The 18004-nt window shown below is 70.6% G+C and carries 15 protein-coding genes and 1 pseudogene; 14 read left to right on the forward strand and 2 right to left on the reverse strand.

Translation table 11 applies throughout. The features are described from left to right. Window positions 1-75 precede the first annotated feature (75 nt). Window positions 76-1158: a potassium channel family protein gene (locus tag RPX00_RS19300; protein ID WP_406641152.1), complete on the forward strand. Its 1083-nt coding sequence runs from the start codon at window positions 76-78 to the stop codon at window positions 1156-1158. A 355-nt stretch (window positions 1159-1513) separates the two neighbouring features. Beyond that, window positions 1514-1933 (forward strand): hypothetical protein, encoded by a 420-nt coding sequence (locus RPX00_RS19305; protein WP_406641153.1) that lies wholly within the window; start codon window positions 1514-1516, stop codon window positions 1931-1933. An 82-nt stretch (window positions 1934-2015) separates the two neighbouring features. Here the strand turns inward: RPX00_RS19305 and RPX00_RS19310 are convergent, their stop codons facing one another. Beyond that, a complete protein-coding gene (locus tag RPX00_RS19310; protein ID WP_406643009.1) occupies window positions 2016-2957 on the reverse strand; it encodes a neutral zinc metallopeptidase in 942 nt (313 codons plus the stop codon). A gap of 1161 nt (window positions 2958-4118) precedes the next feature. Between RPX00_RS19310 and RPX00_RS19315 the strand changes: the two genes are divergently transcribed. Genes RPX00_RS19315 through RPX00_RS19340 form a run of 6 tightly spaced genes read left to right on the forward strand, consistent with a single transcriptional unit; the run spans window position 4119 to window position 9728 of the window. After that, entirely contained in the window at window positions 4119-5012 is an 894-nt protein-coding gene (locus tag RPX00_RS19315) for a hypothetical protein (protein WP_406641155.1), read from the forward strand. Then, on the forward strand, window positions 5006-5641 hold the full coding sequence (locus tag RPX00_RS19320; RefSeq protein WP_406641157.1) for a DUF4129 domain-containing protein: 636 nt from the start codon (window positions 5006-5008) through the stop codon (window positions 5639-5641). Before RPX00_RS19315 ends, RPX00_RS19320 begins: the two co-directional genes overlap by 7 nt. Then, on the forward strand, window positions 5638-6777 hold the full coding sequence (locus RPX00_RS19325) for a DUF4350 domain-containing protein (RefSeq protein ID WP_406641159.1): 1140 nt from the start codon (window positions 5638-5640) through the stop codon (window positions 6775-6777). The genes RPX00_RS19320 and RPX00_RS19325 overlap by 4 nt, the downstream gene beginning before the upstream one ends. Before the next feature lie 11 nt (window positions 6778-6788). Next, on the forward strand, window positions 6789-7739 hold the full coding sequence (locus RPX00_RS19330; protein WP_378308599.1) for an AAA family ATPase: 951 nt from the start codon (window positions 6789-6791) through the stop codon (window positions 7737-7739). Next, window positions 7740-9020: a DUF58 domain-containing protein gene (locus tag RPX00_RS19335; RefSeq protein WP_406641161.1), complete on the forward strand. Its 1281-nt coding sequence runs from the start codon at window positions 7740-7742 to the stop codon at window positions 9018-9020. It abuts the gene before it with no gap. Window positions 9021-9059: 39 nt separating this feature from the next. After that, complete coding sequence (locus tag RPX00_RS19340) at window positions 9060-9728, forward strand: hypothetical protein (RefSeq protein ID WP_406641162.1); 669 nt, start codon at window positions 9060-9062, stop codon at window positions 9726-9728. A 2-nt stretch (window positions 9729-9730) separates the two neighbouring features. Here RPX00_RS19340 and RPX00_RS19345 read toward each other — a convergent pair. Continuing rightward, window positions 9731-10736 (reverse strand): annotated as a pseudogene (locus RPX00_RS19345) (stage II sporulation protein M). 51 nt (window positions 10737-10787) lie between these two features. On the opposite strand from RPX00_RS19345, the gene RPX00_RS19350 reads away from it, so the two are divergent. Genes RPX00_RS19350 through nudC form a run of 6 tightly spaced genes read left to right on the forward strand, consistent with a single transcriptional unit; the run spans window position 10788 to window position 18003 of the window. After that, window positions 10788-11636: an RDD family protein gene (locus tag RPX00_RS19350; protein ID WP_406641164.1), complete on the forward strand. Its 849-nt coding sequence runs from the start codon at window positions 10788-10790 to the stop codon at window positions 11634-11636. Window positions 11637-11640: 4 nt separating this feature from the next. After that, window positions 11641-12795: a hypothetical protein gene (locus RPX00_RS19355; protein ID WP_406641166.1), complete on the forward strand. Its 1155-nt coding sequence runs from the start codon at window positions 11641-11643 to the stop codon at window positions 12793-12795. Next, window positions 12792-14306: a DUF2207 domain-containing protein gene (locus tag RPX00_RS19360; protein ID WP_406641167.1), complete on the forward strand. Its 1515-nt coding sequence runs from the start codon at window positions 12792-12794 to the stop codon at window positions 14304-14306. The genes RPX00_RS19355 and RPX00_RS19360 overlap by 4 nt, the downstream gene beginning before the upstream one ends. Before the next feature lie 9 nt (window positions 14307-14315). Next, window positions 14316-15608, forward strand: coding sequence for a M16 family metallopeptidase (locus tag RPX00_RS19365; protein ID WP_406641169.1), 1293 nt, complete (start codon window positions 14316-14318; stop codon window positions 15606-15608). After that, a complete protein-coding gene (locus RPX00_RS19370) occupies window positions 15605-16996 on the forward strand; it encodes a M16 family metallopeptidase (protein ID WP_406641171.1) in 1392 nt (463 codons plus the stop codon). The genes RPX00_RS19365 and RPX00_RS19370 overlap by 4 nt, the downstream gene beginning before the upstream one ends. Next, complete coding sequence (nudC, locus tag RPX00_RS19375; protein WP_406641173.1) at window positions 16996-18003, forward strand: NAD(+) diphosphatase; 1008 nt, start codon at window positions 16996-16998, stop codon at window positions 18001-18003. The genes RPX00_RS19370 and nudC overlap by 1 nt, the downstream gene beginning before the upstream one ends. Window position 18004 lies beyond the last annotated feature (1 nt).

Raw genomic sequence — 18004 nt, forward strand, 5'->3', positions numbered from 1 at the left:
ACGGGTGTGCGGGTGCTCCGATTGGGTTATCCTCCCCGCTGTGAGTGACGCCGAACGCGCGCGGGGAGCCGGTGCATGAAGGCCTTGAAACGGCTGCCCCTCAACGTCCGGTTGAACGACCGGCCCGACCACGAACTCGTCGGCGTGATCCGGATGCCGGAGCTGACGGTCAGCCCGATGCGGTCGATCGTCCGGCGGATCATCGGAGCCCTGCTGGCGCTGCTGGCCACCGTGCTGATCGTGTATCTCGACCGGGACGGCTACCGCGACGCCAACGGCGACGGCCTCTCTCTTCTCGACTCGCTCTACTACGCGACGGTTTCCCTCTCGACCACCGGCTACGGCGACATCGCCCCGGCCACCGCGTCCGCGCGGCTGGTGAACGTCATCGTGATCACGCCGCTGCGGGTGCTCTTCCTCATCGTCCTCGTCGGGACCACCCTGGAAGTGCTCACCGAGCGCTCCCGGCAGGCGTTCAAAATCCAGAAGTGGAGGACGAAGGTGCGTGACCACACCGTCGTCGTCGGTTTCGGCACGAAGGGCCGCTCGGCGGTCAACGCGCTGCTCGGCGACGAGGAGGTGCAGGCCAACCGCGTCGTGGTCGTCGACACCGACCAGCAGGCGCTGGACGCGGCGAGCGCGCTCGGCCTCGTGACCGTGCACGGATCGGCGACCAGGGCGGACGTCCTGCGCGTCGCCGGCGTGCAGCACGCGCGCGCCGTAGTGGTCGCGCCGAACCGCGACGACACCGCCGTGCTGGTCACCCTCACCGCGCGCGAACTGGCTCCGAAGTCGCACATCGTGGCGTCGGTGCGCGAGGCGGAGAACGTGCACCTGCTGAAGCAGTCCGGGGCGAACCAGGTCGTGGTGTCGAGCGAGACCGCCGGGCGGCTGCTCGGCATGGCGACATCCACTCCGCTTGTAGTGGACATGGTCGAGGACCTGCTCACGCCGGAATCCGGACTGGCCATCGCGGAGCGCGCCATCGAACCGAGCGAGGAGGGCGGATCGCCGCGGCATCTGCCGGACATCGTGCTCGGCGTGGTGCGCGACGGGGTGCTGTACCGGGTGGACGCCCCGCAGGCCGACGCGCTGGAGCCGGGGGACCGGCTGCTGTACGTCAAGAAGGTCACGCAGGTCGATCACATCGAACGCTGAGGTCGGCCGCGGCTGGGCCCGCCCCAATGTGGCATTGGGTGCTCCATCCATGCCCCCGCCGCCACCCTCAACGGAGGCGCTGCGCGCCGCCAGTTCGCTCAACGCAACCAACGCCACATTGGGTGCGTGGGGCGCAACCAACGCCACTTTGGGTGCGTCAGATGCACCCAATGCGGCATTGGGGCCAAGCGGGACAGCGCCGAGCGGGCGGCGGCGGGTGACCTGGTCGGCACACCGGGACGCGGGGTCCCCCGTGCGCGGGCACCTCACTGGGTTTTGCCCCGGGGATCTGGAAGCATGGCGTCGTGCAGGTTTCCGACCCCCGCATAAGAGCCCCGTCAAGCGGGGGCTGCAGGTGGGCATCCCGGTCGCGGTCGGGGTGCTCGTCGTGGTCTTGACGTGGCTCGCCGGCCCGGGGCTGCTCGGCATCCACGTGAAGCCCGCCGGTGCGCCGGTGGACGCCCAGATCACGAAAGCCGTCGACTGTTCGGTGCAGGGGGCGGCCGAATCGGTCTCCTTCCAGCTCGGCGGCAAACCGCGCCAGGGCACCCTCGACAGCTGCGGGCACGGCAAGGACGAGCATCTCCAGGTGCTGGTCCCGGACGACGCGCCCGCCGACGGCGTCGTCTCGGTCACCACTCCGGACAGCACGGCGGGTTCGCAGGACCTGCGCGCGCCGATCGCGCTGGCGTTGCTGGTGTTCGCCTGCTTCTGCGGCGCGATGTACGCCTACCTGGTGATCCGCGGTCCCGGCAAGCTCGCGCTGCTCAGCTGATTCGTCCGAAGCACGACAGCTGTAGTACTGCAACCGCGCCCGCCGCAGTCACGCCGAGCAAGCCACTGCGTCTGTAGTGGTCTCAGCTGACGTCGGAAGCGGAAGCGGCGAAGGTGTTGCAGTCCGCGATCCGGTTGTCCTTCGCCCCGGCGCGCCACCACTGGGCGTAGTGCGCGTTGGTGCCGTGGTCGTGGCTGCGCGAAGTGTTGTCGCCGCGGGTTTCCTGGTCGTTCCAGGCCTTGTTGTACATGTCGCGGGTGATCGTGCCGCCGCGGTCGACGTGCGCGCCGAGGAACATTCCGGAGAAGCACTGCGCCTGGAGTTCTTTGCGCCGCGACATGTCCAGGCCTTCGGGGCTGTTCTGGCCGGCCGCGTAGATCTTCTGCCACGCGGCGTCCATGATGCCCGCGACTTCCTGCACGTGGTGGCCGTACTCGTGGGCGAACAACGCCAGATAGACGCCGGGGTTGTTGCCGTACTGGTCGGTCTGCAGTCCCTTGAACGGGACGTACAGGTTGTTTTCGCAGTAGTACGCCGCGGTCGCGATGCCGACCTGGATGGTGCCGCATTCGGTGTCGAAGCTGGGCCCGGTCGGGAAGTGCAGCGCGGGCGGCGTGAACGGCAGGTTGTAGGACTCGAGGAACGGGCCCCACGCCGCGTCGAGGCATTTGCTCGCGGCGGTGAAGAACGCTTCCGCGCCTCCCTGCGTGCTCGTCCATGGCGGCAGGTTGCAGGCGAGGTTCTGCAGGCCGGCGTTGCGGTCCTGCAGGATCGGGTGATCAGCGAGCTTCAAGACCTTGTGCGGGCCCGCACTGGTGGAGGTGCTGGGGCTGTCCGACGGACTGGTCGGCGTGCTCGAAGCAGTGGCGGAACCGCTGGTGGGCGGCAGTTCGTAGGCGGACGTCGGCGACGGCGGCGCGGCCTGGTAGCCGGCGTTGCTCGGACCCGACCCGCGGTTCAGCGAAACGATCGCCACGACGCCGAGCGCCAGCACCGCGACCGCGCCGAGGCACAGCCCGACGATCAGCCCGGTCGGCTTGCGCGGCGGCACCGGATAGGACGGCGGCTGCTGCCACTGCGGACCCTGCGGCGGCGGGCCCTGATACGGCGGCTGTTGTCCCTGGTACGGCGCTTGTCCCTGGTACGTACCCGACTGGTACGGACCTTGCGCCTGCCCCGGGTGCTGGCCCGGCGGCACCGGGCCTTGCCCCGGCACCGGCGGCGGTTGAACGGTCCCGCGTGGCGGCACCTGGCCGTAGGGCGGTTGCGTCATCAGGGCAGTCCCGGTGGGTCTCGGCGCGGGCCGGGCGTCCCCCGGCTTGCCGTTCAGCATATCGGGGGACCCCCGGTCCGCCGCAGCACTTCGCCGGACTGCCCGCTCGCCCGGACGTCCCCCCAGGTCTGGCCGGGTGCGGACGGCTCTGGAAGAGTGACGGCAGCAACCGCAGGGCCGTGCAGACGAGGGGCTCCGATGACAGACAAACCCGGTTCGCCCGGGCAGGGGGACGACACGCCGACGCCGAGCCGGGGCTCCGCCGTGCCCGACCCGGCCGCGTCCGCCGCGACTCCGCCGGAGACCGGCGAAACGGACACCTCGTCCTCGCCGTCCGGCTCGAGCGCCGGAACTTCGCCGTCCGCCAGCGAAAACGCCGCTTCGGGTGAGGTGAATCCGGCTGCCGGAGGGGGTCCGGCTAGCGTGGATCCTTCTCCTGCCAGCGAAAACCCGGGCTCGACGGCGCAGCCAGGTGGCGGAAACGCGGCTGGCGTGACGTCGCAGACGGGCAGCGAAGCCGCGGCAGGCTCGACGCCGCCTGCGGGCGGCGAAAGCTCGACGGCCGCGACTTCGCAGCCAGGCAGTGAAGCCGTGGCAGGCTCGACACCGGCAGCCGGGGGTGAAAGCCCGACTCCCGCGACGCCGCAGCCAGCCAGCGAAACCGCAGCAGGCTCGACGCCGCCAGCAGCCAGCGAAAACCCGGGCGCCGGAACCACTCCGCCCCAGCCAGGCGTGACCCCTCCCGCCGGGCAAACCCCGCCCAGCTCCTTCCCTCCACCCGGCGCGACCCCGCCGCCCCCACCAGGCGGTCAGTGGCAATCCCCAGGCCAGCAACCGCTTCCGCAGTACCCCGGCGGCATCTCGAGTCGCCCGGGCGCCGGCTGGAGCCCGAACGGGCTGGGCAAACCGGGCGTGATCGCGTTGCGTCCGTTGAACGTCAGCGACATCCTCGACGGCGCGATCACCGCGATCCGCCGGTATCCGCTGCTGATCCTCGGGGTGTCCGCGATCGTCGCGGTGATCTCGGCGGGGCTGAACCTCGCCGCGTCGCTGTGGCTGGTGCCCGATTTCGAGCGGGTCACCCGGCTCGGCCCGGCCGCGACTCAGCAACAGCAGCTCGACGCGCTCTACAGCATGCTCGGCTCCACGCTCACCGCGTTGCTGCCGTCGCTCGTGATCACCATGCTGGCGCAGACTTTCCTCACCGGTTTCCTCACCGTGGTGATGGGCAAGGCGGTGCTCGGCCGCCCGGTCGACTTCGGTTCGGCGATGCGCGAAGCCGCGCCGCGGCTGCTGCCGCTGCTGGCGGTCACCGTGCTTTACGCGCTGGCCACGATTGTCGCCGCGGCGTTCTGCCTGCTTCCCGCCGTGCTGCCGTATGTGTTCTGGTCGCTCGCCGGTCCCGCGCTGGTGCTGGAACGCGGCACGATCGGACAGGCGTTCACGCGGTCGCGCCAGCTGGTGTCGGGCATGTTCTGGCGGGTGTTCGGGGTGCTGCTGCTGGCGGCGGTGATCGGCTGGGTGATCTCGGCGGTCATCGACATTCCGTTCAGCGTCGGCTCGGGCGCGTTCAGCGGCCTTTTCGACCCGCAGGCGACGGTTCCGAAGGTGACGACCGGCGGCCTGGTGCTGCAGTCGGTCGGCACGGTGATCGCGTCGACGATCGTCATGCCGTTCACCGCGCTGGTCACCGTGGCGCTTTACATCGACCAGCGGATGCGCCGCGAGGGCATGGACATCGAACTGGCCAGGGCGGCCGGGCTGAACCCGCCTGAACCGCCGCGTCCGCCCCAGCAGGCGTGGTGATCGGTTTCCTCGCCGACGTCCCGGTCGACATCGACCGGGACCCGGCCCGGCTGCGAGCGGTCCAGGAGCTGACCGATCCGGGGTACGCGGCCGCGCGGCCGGGTTTCCTCGAGCAGGTCTGGCAGTGGCTCGGGCGGCGGATTTCCGAGCTGTTCAACGCGTTGTCGGGGGTGCCCGGCGGGCCGCTCGGCCTGGTGCTGGTGCTGGGCTTGGTGATCGTGCTGATCGTGGTCGTGCGGCTGCGGGTGGGCAAGGTCGGCCGGTCCGCGAAATCGTCCGGCGAGGTGTTCAGCGGACGGCGGAAAACCGCGGACGAGTACCGGAAAGCCGCCGAGGAAGCCGCTGCTCGCGGTGATTTCGCCGACGCGGTGCGGGATCGGTTCCGCGCGCTCGTGCGGGGCATGGAGGAGCGCGCGCTGCTCGACGTCCGTTCCGGCCGGACCGCGGACGAAGCCGTCGCCGAAGCGGGGAAGTTCCTGCCGGAGCTGGCCGGTGACCTCACCGCGGCCGCGCGGCTGTTCGACGACGTGCATTACGGCGGACGGCCGGGCACCGAGGCCGGTTACCGTGCGCTGTCCGATTTGGACGAACGCGTCCGGCGTGCCCGGCCGGTTCTGGCGGACGCATGAGCACCGCAGTTTCCCCGGATCTGCGCCGAATCTGGCGCGGCGCCCGGATTCCGCTGGCGATACTCCTCCTGATCGTGATCGTCGCACTGGCCATTGTGCTCAGTCGCGGCAAACAGACCAGCGGCGAACTCGAGCCCGGTTCCTACGAACCGCAGGGCAGTCACGCGCTCGCGCATTTGCTGGAGCAGGAAGGCGTCCAAATCCGCGCGGTGCATACGCTCGCCGAAGCGCGCGAGGCCGCCGACAGCGGAACTTTGCTGATTACGGACCCGCAGCTGGTGCCGTCGAACGGGCTGGCCGACCTGCGCCGCCGGGTCGCGCATCTCGTGCTCGTCGCGCCCGGATCGTCCGCGCTGGGCATGGCCGCGCCGACAGTTTCGGTGGGCGGAGGCGGAGAAGTCCGTACGCTGCAACCGGGTTGTACGGTCGGCGCGGCGGTCAGCGCGGGGTCGGTCACGCTCGGCGGTCGCCATTACCTCACCGAGGACAGGACTGCGCGTGCCTGTTACCGCGAGAACGGCGAACCGACTTTCCTGCAGCTGGCCGACCGGACCGGCACGGTGACCCTGCTCGGCACCGGGGACGCGTTCACCAACGACCAGATCGCCAAGGAGGGCAACGCGGCGTTCGGCATGCGGCTGCTGGGCGATCACCGTCAGCTGGTCTGGTATGTACCGTCCACAGAGGACCCCGCGCTGGCCGGCGAGAAGAAACCGTTCTTCGAACTGATCCCGCCTGGCTGGCGCTACGGCGCGCTGACCGCGGGGATCGCGGCCGTACTGTTCGCGTTGTGGCGTGCGCGGCGGCTCGGGCCGGTGGTGCGCGAACCGCTGCCGGTGGTCGTGCGGTCGGCGGAAACGGCGGAGGGCCGCGCCCGGCTGTACCGGCGGGGCGGCGCGAGCGGGCACGCGGCGGAAACCTTGCGCGAGGCGGCGAGGACCCGGCTGCGGAAGAGATTGGGATTGCCGCGCGACGCCGGCCCGCCCGCGGTGGTGGAGACGGTGAGCGCGCGGACCGGCCGGGCGCCGAACGAGGTCGGGGCGGTGCTGTACGGCCCGCCGCCGTCCGACGAGGCGGCGCTGGTGCGGCTGGCGGACGAACTGGACGCGGTGGAACGAGAGGTGGAGCGTTCTTGAGTACCGAACAGATGCAGGACGCGCGGGCGGCCCTGATCGCGTTGCGCACCGAGGTCGGGAAGGCCGTGGTCGGCAACGACGCGGCCGTCACCGGGCTCATCCTCGCGCTGCTCTGCCGGGGGCACGTGCTGCTGGAAGGCGTGCCCGGCGTCGCGAAGACGCTGCTGGTGCGGGCGCTGGCGGCGTCGCTCGACCTGAAGACGACGCGCGTGCAGTTCACCCCGGACCTGATGCCGGGCGACGTCACCGGGTCCATTGTGTACGACGCGCACAGCGGCGAGTTCTCCTTCCGCGAGGGCCCGGTGTTCACGAATCTGCTGCTGGCCGACGAAATCAACCGGACGCCGCCGAAGACGCAGTCGTCGCTGCTGGAGGCGATGGAGGAGCGGCAGGTATCGATCGACGGCACCTCGCGTCCGCTGCCGGATCCGTTCGTGGTGATCGCGACGCAGAACCCGGTCGAGTACGAGGGCACCTATCCGCTGCCCGAGGCGCAGCTGGACCGGTTCCTGCTGAAACTGACCATGCCCGCTCCGTCGCGAGAGGATGAAATCGGCATTCTCTGGCGGCACGCACAGGGTTTCGACCCGCGTGATCTCGCCGCCGCAGGCGTGCGTCCAGTGGCTGGCGCGGCGGAACTCGCGGCCGCGCGGGAGGCGGTCGCGAAGGTGACCGTCGGCCCGGAAGTGATCGGCTACGTCGTCGACCTCTGCCGCGCGACCCGGGAACTCCCGGCGGTGCGCATCGGCGTTTCCCCGCGTGGCGCAACGGCTTTGCTCGCCGTCACGCGTGCGTGGGCGTGGCTGTCCGGCCGGGACTACGCGACTCCCGACGACGTCAAAGCGCTCGCCCGCCCTGCGCTCCGGCACCGCCTCGACGTGCGTCCGGAAGCCGAACTCGAAGGCGTGACCGCGGACGGCGTCCTCGACCGGGTGCTGGCCTCCGTGCCGGTGCCGCGCTAAATGGCCGTCACCGGGCGGCTCGGGCTGCTGGCGCTTCTCGGAGCGCTGGTGGTCGGGCTGCTGTTCCCTTCCACTACGGGTGTAGTGGTTGTCGCCGCGGTGCTGCTGGTGCTGGTCGTCGTGGACCTCGTCCTGGCCGGAAGCGTGCGCGCGCTGCGATTTTCGCGCAGCGGGGCCACTTCCGTCCGGCTCGGCGAACCTGCCGAGGTCACGCTGACCGTGACGAACCCGGGCAGCCGCACCGTCCGTGGCTCGCTGCGGGATGCCTGGCCGCCGAGCGCCGGTGCCGACGACCGGCACCCGCTGGCGGTCCCGTCTGGCGAACGGCGCGCGTTGACGACCGCGCTGCTCCCGACCCGTCGCGGCGACCGGATCGCGGCCCGCGTGACCGTACGCGCGGTCGGCCCGCTGGGGTTGGCCGCGCGGCAGGGTTCGCACGAGGTGCCGTGGACGGTCCGGGTGCTGCCGCCGTTTCACAGCCGGAAGCATCTGCCTTCGCGGCTGGCCCGCTTGCAGCAGCTGGACGGGCGCAATGCGGTGCTGATCCGGGGCCAGGGAACGGAATTCGACTCTCTCCGCGAGTACGTCATCGGCGACGATGTCCGGTCGATCGACTGGCGCGCGACGGCTCGTGCCGCGGATGTGATGGTGCGGACGTGGCGGCCGGAACGCGATCGGCAGGTGGTCCTCGTGCTGGACACCGGCCGCGTTTCGGCTGGCCGGGTCGGCGACGCGCCTCGGCTGGACGCGGCGATGGACGCGGCGCTTTTGCTGGCCGCGCTGGCTTCCCGGGCGGGGGACCGGGTTGATCTGCTCGCCTACGACCGCCGGGTGCGCGCTTCGGTCCCGAACGCGTCGACGCCGTCGTTGGTGAACGCCTTGGCCCCGATCGAGCCGTCGCTGGTGGAGACGGACGCGCGGGGAATGGTGGCGGAAGTGCTGCAGCGGACGCGTCGGCGGGCTCTTGTGGTGCTGCTGACCGGATTGGAGCCCGCGCCGTTGGAGGAAGGGCTTTTCCCGGTGCTGGGGTCGTTGACCGCCCGGCACGAGGTGCTGGTGGCGTCCGTGGCGGACCCGAGGGTGGCGGAGATGGCCGCGGCGCGAGGTTCGGCGGAGGCGGTTTATGACGCTGCGGCGGCGGAACGCGCGCTGGCGGACCGTGAGTCGTCGGTAGCGCGGTTGACCCGGCATGGGGTCGGGGTGGTGGACGCGGTTCCGGAGGAGCTGCCGCCTGTGCTGGCGGACCGGTATCTGGCGTTGAAGGCGGCGGGACGGCTGTAGCGGTACCCGGCGGCGGCTGGGTGCGGCAGGATGCTGTGAGTGACCATCGAGGCTGATGCCGGGGCACGCACCGGCGCGGAGCTACTGTTTGTATCGATCGATTTGGGGACCTTGCCCACGTTGGGGGCCCTGGACCGAAACACAGTAGCGTTGCGCGCTCTGACCAAGCATGCGCGGATTCTGGTGGCATTGCCCGGCGTGCCGGAAGCCGAGCAATTTCGCTATTACCAGCAGAAGCGGGTGCCGACTCGACTGCCACAGCAGCGGGGTTCGTTGCCGCCGAGGCTGGGTTGGGCTGCGGACTTGCGGGTGGTCCGGATGTCCATGGCCAGCCCGTGGCAGGTGGTGCTCGCTGAGGTTGCGAAGGCATCGTCGCCGGTTGCCTACACCGGTGCCGCGCTCATCGCGTTGCAGCAGTTGCTCAAGATGGTCATGGTCTGGCAGCAACACCGGATCGAGCTGGCCAGGGCGGAGATCGACCTGCAAGCCCGTCGCCACGAGCTGGCTCTGCGGGTGATGCGCGAAAGCGGCACCGTGGTCGGCCAGTTGCCTTCCGAGTCCGCAGACCCGGCTATGAAGGAACAGGCGGCAGCTTTCGCCGCGCAACACCGGGTTCCCGATGATCTCGTGGATTCAATCGAAAACCTCAACGACGTCCAAGCCGCCGAGCTGATCCCTCCCGACGACCCGCGCGCGACCGGCCGCTGATCTCAGCCCGCCTCCGGCAACGCGTCCCCGGCCGCCCGCCGGTCCACATCCCCAGTCTCGCCGTCCAGTGCCGCCCGTCGTCCCAGCGTGAACACGTACGTCAGGAACAGCAGCTCCACCACCACGCCGATCCCGATCCGCATCCACGTCGGCCAGCCGGACGGGGTCACGAACGCCTCGATCACGCCCGACACCAGCAGCACGCACGCCAGCCCCAGCGCCATCACCACCACTGAGCGGCCCTGTTCGGCCAGCGCCGCGCTCCGCGACCGCCGTCCCGGGTCCACCACTGTCCAGCCGAGTTTCAAGCCGGTGCCCGCCGCGATGAACACCGCCGTCAGTTCCAGCAAACCGTGCGGCAGCAGCAGTCCCAGCAGCACATCCCCGCGTCCGGCCGAGGACATCAGGCCGATCGCGACCCCGGCGTTCAGCGCGTTCAGCCACAACGCGGAGATCACCGGCAAGCCGAGCGCGACGCCGAGGAACAGGCAGGTCGCGGCGACCCAGGCGTTGTTCGTCCACACCTTCGCCGCGAACGAGGCCGCCGGACCGTCTGAGTAGTACGTCTCGTATTGGCCGCCCGGCGCGGTCATCGCCTTCACCTCGTCCGGCGACACCAGCGACGCGCGCACCTGCGGGTCGCCGGCGATCCACACGCCGAGCACCGCCATCACCGCGACTGACAGCAGCGCCGCGAGGGATCCACCAGCGCCTGCTCAGGTACACCGCGGCCGGGAAGCGCCGCGTGAAGAACAGCCCGACTTCGCGCCACGCCGGGCTGTGCGAGCCGGCCACCGCCGAACGGCCGCGCGCGACCAGCGCGGACAGCCTGGCCAGCAGGGCCGGGTCGGGCGCGGTCGAGCGGAGCATTGACAGATGTGTCGCGGCGCGCTGGTACAGCGTGACCAGCTCGTCCGCCTCCTGGCCGGTCAGCCGCCGGCGTCCGGCGAGATCGCCGAGCCTGCTCCATTCGGCACTGTGCGCCGCGACGAACACGTCGACGTCCACCGGCCACCTCCTCCGCCACCAGGATAGAGGCAGGCGCTCTACGCTGGCGTCGTGCAGGAAGAGTCCGATCTCGTCACCGGTGAGGCCGTCGTCCTCGACCTGCGGGTGGCGAAGCTCGCCAGCCGCGCGGTCGCGATGCTGCTCGACGTCCTGGTCCAGGCCGCGTTGCTGCTGCTCATCCTCGTGACGCTGCTGCTGACCGCGGGGTCGTTCGACTCCGCGCTCACCGTCGCGCTGATGCTGACCTCGTTCGTGCTGGTCGTGATCGGGTACCCGGTGCTGTTCGAGACGCTCAGCCGCGGCCGTTCGCTCGGCAAACTCGCGCTCGGCCTGCGCGTGGTGCGCCTCGACGGCGGTCCGATCAGCTTCCGGCACGCGCTGACCCGCGCGCTCGCCGGTTTCTTCGTCGACTTCTGGGCGCTCGGCTTCCTCGGCGCGGTCGCGATCATTGTGTCGCTGACGTCGTCGAACGGCCGTCGCGTCGGCGACTACCTCGCGGGCACACTGGTGATCCGCGAGCGTGTCCCGCAGTCCGCGCAAGCGATCCTCGTGGTGCCGCCCGGTCTGGAGGCGTGGGCCGCGCAGTTCGACCTCAGCGGCCTGTCCGACGACCTCGCCATGGCCGCCCGCCAGTACCTCGGCCGCTACCACGAACTGCGCCCGGAAGCTGCCGCGTCGCTCGGCTTCGGCCTGGCGCAGGAGGTGTCCGCGGCGATCGGCGTGCCGCTGCCGTACGGGATGCCTCCGTGGGTCTTCCTCACCGCGGTGCTGGCCGAACGCCGCAATCGCGACCACGCCCGGATCGCGCCGACGCACTACAGCCCGCCCGCCTACTCACCGCCGCCGGTGCAGCCTCCCGCTCCGCCGCAGTCCGACAATCCCTTCACCCCGCCGAGCTGAGGACATGCTCGCCGACGACGTCACCGTCACCGCCGCCCAGGACGGTCAGCTCACGGTCATTGAGCGCGTCGTCGCCGACGCCCCAGCCGTCCACCGCATCGCCGAGCGGGTACCTGTCAGCGATAGCGAGGACCGGCTCTACTCGATCACCGACCTCCGGGTTTCCGGTGCTGCCACTGCGGACGGACCGACGGTCACCGTCACCGGGCCAGCCACTCTGAAGTACACAGTGGACGGTGCGGTCGCGGCTGGCGGACAGGTGCGGTTCCAGCTCACCGGCGGCTGGGACCGTGCGCTCGACCGCGTCACCGCCACCTTCACCGCGCCCGGAGTGTCCACAGCGGACTGTTACGCGGGTCAACCCGGCTCGTCTCGGCAGTGCACCTTCTCCGAACTCCGGAGCGGGGGAGCGCATGCCGAACAGAACGTTCTGCGTCAAGGGGATCGGATCGACCTGGCGGTCCAAACCGGGCCGTTGCCGGAGAACGCCAGGTTCGTCCCGAATGGACCGTTGGCCGCGTTCGCGCCTGGATTCCCGACTGTCCTCAGTGGTCTGACGTTGGTGCTGTACCTCCTCTTCGGGGCCAGCCTGCTGCGTCGCCGTACGAGACCGCCCGCTCCTGGAATCCCGCCCGCCTACCTCGCGTACGTCGCGCGCGGCGAACTCGACCTCACCGGAACCGTCCTCGACCTCATCGCACGCGGCCACCTAAGCATCACCGACGGCCAGGTCACCCATGGCGAAGGCGACCAGCTCACTCCCTTTGAGGAAGCCGTCAAAGCCGCGTTCCCGCCAGGCCCGCTCGCGGCCGCGCGGCCAGACCACAACGAACTGCGCGCCCTCCTCGAAGCCGAGTCGCACCGTCAGGGCTGGCTGTCCAATCGGCAACCGCACGTCCGCCGGGCCGGATTGGTTCTGGCTGCAGCAGGCATCGTGACCACCGTCGTCCTGGCCGCCACGGTCGGCGAGGCCCTGATCGGTGTCGCGGTCCTGATCGCCGGGCTCGCCACCTTCGCCGCCGCCCCGATGGTCCCGCGCCAAACCCGCTCCGGCCGAGCGCTGGGCACCCCGGCCGCACGGGCCGAGTCCCCGCTGACGGTCGAGATCGATGCGGTCCAAGCGATGGCCGAGCGCCGCTCGGCGGTGTCCGCGCAATGAAACTCGCGGCCCTGTTGCTGATCCCGTTCCTCTCCGTGGCGCAAGACCAGCCGTCGCTGCCGGGCCTGCCGCAAAGCGTCGAGGTCGCGCTCAAGGTCCAGCACGACGGCAGCCTGTCGGTCACCGAGGCGGTATCGGTGCCGCGCGACACCTCGATGACCCGCACGATTCCGTTGCGCGCCAACGCGCGCGTGCTCGGCATCCGCGACATCAGCATCGAAGGCGCGGGCAACGCCGAATCCGGAAACGACCAGGTCACCTTCTATCTGCGCGGCGGCACGTCCGTCCTCCGGTACACAGTGGACGGTGCGGTCGGCACGAGCCTCGGCGTCGAGCACGTGACCTGGGACGTCGCTGGCGGCTGGGATACCCGCCTCGAACTGATCCGCGCCACCTTCGCCGCGCCCGCCATCCCCGACGCGCTCAGCTGTCTCGCCGGTCCGCCGGGCTCGGCGACCCGCTGCGGTGCCGCGCAGATCGACCACTCCGGCCTGACCCGCGTCTCGGTACCGAACCTCCAGCCGGGCTCGCGCGTACAGCTGACTGCCGAACTCCCTGGCGGCACCGTCGCCGCGACAGAGCGTCTCGTCCCCTCGGGCCCCTTCGCCGCCACTGCGCCGGTGTGGTGGGCGTGGCTGGCCTTCGCCGTGCTGTCGATCGCCGGTGCCGTCACCGTGTTCGTACGCCGCCGTCGAGACCGACAGCCAGGCCGTGCCACTCCCGTACAGCTTCTCGACGACGGCCGTTTCTCTTCGCCGGACGGTGTGCTCCCTGGACACGTAGGACTGCTTCTCACCGGGCGCGTCAGTTCCGTCGACCTAGCCGCGACCGTGCTCGACCTATGCGTCCGTAACTATCTATGGGTCAGCGAGGATGGCGAGGACAACTGGGTCCTCGTCCGTCGTAACCCGCCCGACGAACACCTGACAGCCTTCGAGCGCGCGGTCTACACAGCCGCCGTGCCGGGCGAAGCCGCGACACTCGCCGAGGTCCGCGAAGCAGGCGTACACGAGCTAACCACTGACGCTGTGCGCCGCGGCTGGCTCTCCTCGAAACCGAAGCGACTGTCGAAGGTCGGCCCACGCCTATGCGCGTACGGCGGCTTCCTCACCCTCCTGCTGGCCTTCACCGTCGGTTACGCACAACTCGGGTTGGTGCTTCTCGCCACCGGCATCGCTGTGACGGCTGCCGCCCGGCTCCTGCCAAAGCGGACGAAGGCGGGTATAGACCTCCGAGACCGCCTCCTCGGCCTCGACGCTCAGCTGCGCACGATGGACGCGCCAGACGACGAACTGCTCGCCTCTCGGGCGCTCCCGTACGCGTACGCGCTGGGGGAAGCAGACGCTTGGCTTGTTAACGCTTGTTCGCTGTCGGCGTACTGGTATGGCACCTCCGGCGGAGCGGGTGTTCCGTTGCCCCGGACCAGGGGATTCGTGGCTGCACTGACCGTTGCCTTCGAGGCCGCGCGGCACCTCCGACCGGACGAGTCCAAGACGCCCGCGCCTGCGTAGGGTGGAGGCATGGCCGATCCCGAGCTTTTCCGTTTCACGATCGACAACGGTCTGCGCGTGGTGCTCGCTCCTGATCCGACCGCGCCGGTGGTCGGGGTCAGCGTGCACTACGACGTAGGCTTCCGTTCCGAGCCGGAGGGGCTGACGGGTTTCGCGCACCTCTTCGAGCACCTGATGTTCCAGGGCAGCGAAAGCCTGGAGAAACTGGCGCACTTCCGGCACGTGCAGTCCAGCGGCGGCACCTTCAACGGTTCCACCCACCCGGACTACACCGACTACTACGAGGTGCTGCCCGCCGCGGCGCTGGAACGCGCGCTCTTCCTGGAAGCCGACCGGATGCGCGCGCCGAAGCTGACCGCGGAGAACCTGGCGAACCAGATCGAGGTCGTCAAGGAGGAAATCCGGCTGAACGTGCGCAACCGGCCGTACGGCGGATTCCCGTGGATCCTGCTGCCGCCGGTGCTGTACTCCACCTTCGCCAACGCGCACGACGGCTACGGAGCGTTCGAAGACCTCGAGGGCGCGACGCTGGACGACTGCGCCGCCTTCTTCGACACCTTCTACTCGCCGGCCAACGCGGTGCTGACCGTCGCGGGCGACTTCGAGGTGGAGAACGCGAAGGCGCTCGTCCAGAAGCACTTCGGCGACGTCCCGCACCGGCCGGCCCCGGTCCGGCCGTCGTTCTTCGAGCCGCTGCCCACCACGCAGCAGCTCGGCGAGCACACCGACCCGCACGCGCCGCTGCCCGCGCTGGCCGTCGGCTACCGGATGCCGGACCCGATCAACGACCTCGACGGCTACCTCGCCTACCTCGTGCTGGCCGGCGTGCTCACCGACGGTGACGGTTCCCGGCTGCAGCAGCGGCTGGTGCACGTCGAACCGCTGGTGGTCGACGTCGGCGCGGGGGCCGGGCTGTTCGGTCCGTTCGAGGCACGCGACCCGGACACGTTCACCATCACCGCGATCCACCCGCCGGACGTGCCGCGCGAGCGCGTGCTGGCCGCGCTGGACGAGGAGCTGGAGAAGCTCGCCTCCACGCCGCCGGATGCCCACGAGCTGAAGAAAGTCACCGCGCGCTGGGCGGCGAGCCTGCACGCGGAGCACGACCGGCTCGTGTCGCGCACGCTCGCGCTCGGCGCGTTCGAACTCCTTTACGGCGACGCGTCGCTCGTCTACCAGCTCGCCGACCGCCTGTCCGCGGTCTCCGGCGAAGCCGTGTCGGCGGCGGCGAAGGCGCTGCGCCCGGACACGCGCGCCGTGCTCGTCGTGAAGCCCGCAAGCACCGAAGGGACGGAACAGTGACCTCGGCTGAACAGGTCAAAGCCGCACACCGCAGCGCCGAGGAGATCGGCCGCACCGCCGCCGGACCGCGTCCGCTGCCCGCACTCGGGCACCAACGCGCCGCCGCCGATCTGTCCCATGTGGACACCACGCTGTCCAACGGGCTGCGCGTGCTCGCGGTGCGCAAGGCGAGCGTCCCGATGGTCGAACTGCGGCTGTGGATTCCGTTCGCGGGCGAGGACCGGATGCACGCGGCCACCGCGGAGGTGCTCGCGGAAACCGTGCTCACCGGCACCGCGCGGCGCGACCGGGTGGAGATCGACGCCGAGGTCGCGCTGATCGGCGGCGACCTCAACGCGGGCGTGGACCCGGAGCGGCTGTACTTCGGCGGCACCTCGCTGTCCGAGGGCCTGCCGACGCTGCTGGACGTGCTCGGCGACGTGCTCACCGGCGCCACGTACAGCGACGCGGAGGTCGCGCGCGAGCGGGAGCGGCTGATCGAGCGCATCGCGGTGTCGCGCACGCAGCCGCGCACCATCGCGCGGGAAGCGCTGCAGAAGCACCGGTACGGCGACCACCCGGCGACGCGTGAGGTTCCGCAGGCCGAGGACGTCGCCGAGGTGACCGCCGAGCAGGTGCGCGCGCTGCACACCGCTTCGGTGCTGCCGCGCGGTGCCGTGCTGGTGCTCGTCGGAGACCTTGACCCGCAAGAGGTTCCGGCCGAGCTGGAGCGCGCGCTCGGCGGCTGGAAGTCGGACCGTTCGGCCGTGCTGCTGCCTCCGCTGCCCGAGCTGACCGGCGGCAACGTCCTGCTGGTGCCGCGCGCCGGCGCGGTGCAGTCGCAGATCCGGCTGTCCGCGCAGACGGTGCCGCGCACCGACCCGCGCTACCCGGCATTGCAGCTGGCGAACCTGGCGTTCGGCGGGTACTTCTCCTCGCGGCTGGTGGAAAACATCCGCGAGGACAAGGGATACACCTACGGCGCGCACTCGGGCTTCGAGTTCACCGGCGAAACCGCGGTGGTCAATGTGGACGCGGACACGGCCAACGAGGTCACCGCGGCGGCCTATCTGGAAACCCGGTACGAGCTGTTCCGGCTCGGCACCGTGCCGCCGACCGCCGAGGAGGTCGAGTCGGTGCGGCAGTACGCGATGGGCTCGCTCGTCACCGGCACGTCGTCCCAAGGCGGGCTCGCCGGGCAGCTGATGGCGCTGGCGTCGAACGGCCTCGGCATCGAATGGCTGCAAAGCCACCCGGAGCGGCTCGCGGCCGTCACCGCGGACCAGGTCGCCGAGGCCGCGGCGGAGTTCTTCGCGCCGGGCCGGTTCACCGGCGTCGTGGTCGGCGACGCGGACCTGCTCGCGCCGAAGCTGGCCGCGCTGGGCGTTTCTGCGAGCGAGAAGGACTGATGAGCGTTCCGTTCGAACTAGGGGCCCTGCCGACGCTGTCGCGTTCCACAGTGGACCGTCAGGAAACCTTGCGCACCAACCCGGAGCGGCTCGCCGCGAAATGGTCGGAAGCCCGCGTGGTGCTGCTCGACGACACCGGGCGCACCCCGGTCGTCGAGGGCAGCTCCGCGCTGGCCACCCGCAAGGCGATGGACTTCGGCACCGAACCGCCCGCCGACGCGGTGTTCCTCGGCGAGTGGGAGGACGTCGACTACTGGTCGCTGCCCGGCGGTATCGAGGGCGAAGCGGACACCGTGCGGCTGGCGGGCAGCTGGGGCGTCATCGAAGAGGTGCCGCGCGCCAACGGCGAGCTGTGGGTCGAGTTGCGCGGCTACGGCGAGCAGCTGGACGACACGTCGGCTGGCTTGTTCACCACCGCGCAGGCGCTGCGGAACTGGCGTCGGCAATCGCGGTTCTGCACCCGTGACGGCTCGCCGACGCAGCTGATCCAGTTCGGCTGGGCCAGCCGCTGCGAAGCCAAGGGACACGAGGAATATCCGCGCACCGACCCGGCGGTCATCTGCCTGGTGCACGACCTCGACGGGGTCAACGGTTCGCACGTGCTGCTCGCCCGGCAGCCGATCTGGCCGCCGGACCGGTACTCCGTGCTCGCCGGCTTCGTGGAAGCGGGGGAGTCCCTGGAGGGCTGCGTCGTCCGCGAAATCCGCGAGGAGGCCGGGATCGAGGTCGGGGACGTGCGGTACCTCGGCAGCCAGCCGTGGCCGTTCCCGCGGTCGATCATGCTCGGCTTCACCGCGCGGGCGGACCGCAACGCACCGCTGGTCCCGGCCGAGGGCGAGATCGAGGAAGCGCTGTGGGTGTCCCGGGAGGACGTCCGGACCGCGTTCCGCAACGCCGGGACCGGAGTGCCGACGCCGATCGCCGGTGGCGCGTCGAATCTGTTGCTGCCGGGGAATTCGTCGATTGCCCGCGTGATGCTGAAGGCCTGGGCCGAAGCCGAGGAATGAC

The organism is Amycolatopsis sp. WGS_07, from assembly GCF_045278895.1.
GTDB lineage: Bacteria > Actinomycetota > Actinomycetes > Mycobacteriales > Pseudonocardiaceae > Amycolatopsis.

What these genes read in the sequence shown, in the direction of transcription:
- RPX00_RS19325 (WP_406641159.1), top strand. Translation starts at nt 5,638, where the DNA reads ATGAGCACCGCAGTTTCCCCGGATCTGCGCCGAATCTGGCGCGGCGCC.
- RPX00_RS19365 (WP_406641169.1), top strand. Translation starts at nt 14,316, where the DNA reads ATGGCCGATCCCGAGCTTTTCCGTTTCACGATCGACAACGGTCTGCGC.
- RPX00_RS19335 (WP_406641161.1), top strand. Translation starts at nt 7,740, where the DNA reads ATGGCCGTCACCGGGCGGCTCGGGCTGCTGGCGCTTCTCGGAGCGCTG.
- RPX00_RS19330 (WP_378308599.1), top strand. Translation starts at nt 6,789, where the DNA reads ATGCAGGACGCGCGGGCGGCCCTGATCGCGTTGCGCACCGAGGTCGGG.
- nudC (WP_406641173.1), top strand. Translation starts at nt 16,996, where the DNA reads ATGAGCGTTCCGTTCGAACTAGGGGCCCTGCCGACGCTGTCGCGTTCC.
- RPX00_RS19355 (WP_406641166.1), top strand. Translation starts at nt 11,641, where the DNA reads ATGCTCGCCGACGACGTCACCGTCACCGCCGCCCAGGACGGTCAGCTC.
- RPX00_RS19300 (WP_406641152.1), top strand. Translation starts at nt 76, where the DNA reads ATGAAGGCCTTGAAACGGCTGCCCCTCAACGTCCGGTTGAACGACCGG.
- RPX00_RS19360 (WP_406641167.1), top strand. Translation starts at nt 12,792, where the DNA reads ATGAAACTCGCGGCCCTGTTGCTGATCCCGTTCCTCTCCGTGGCGCAA.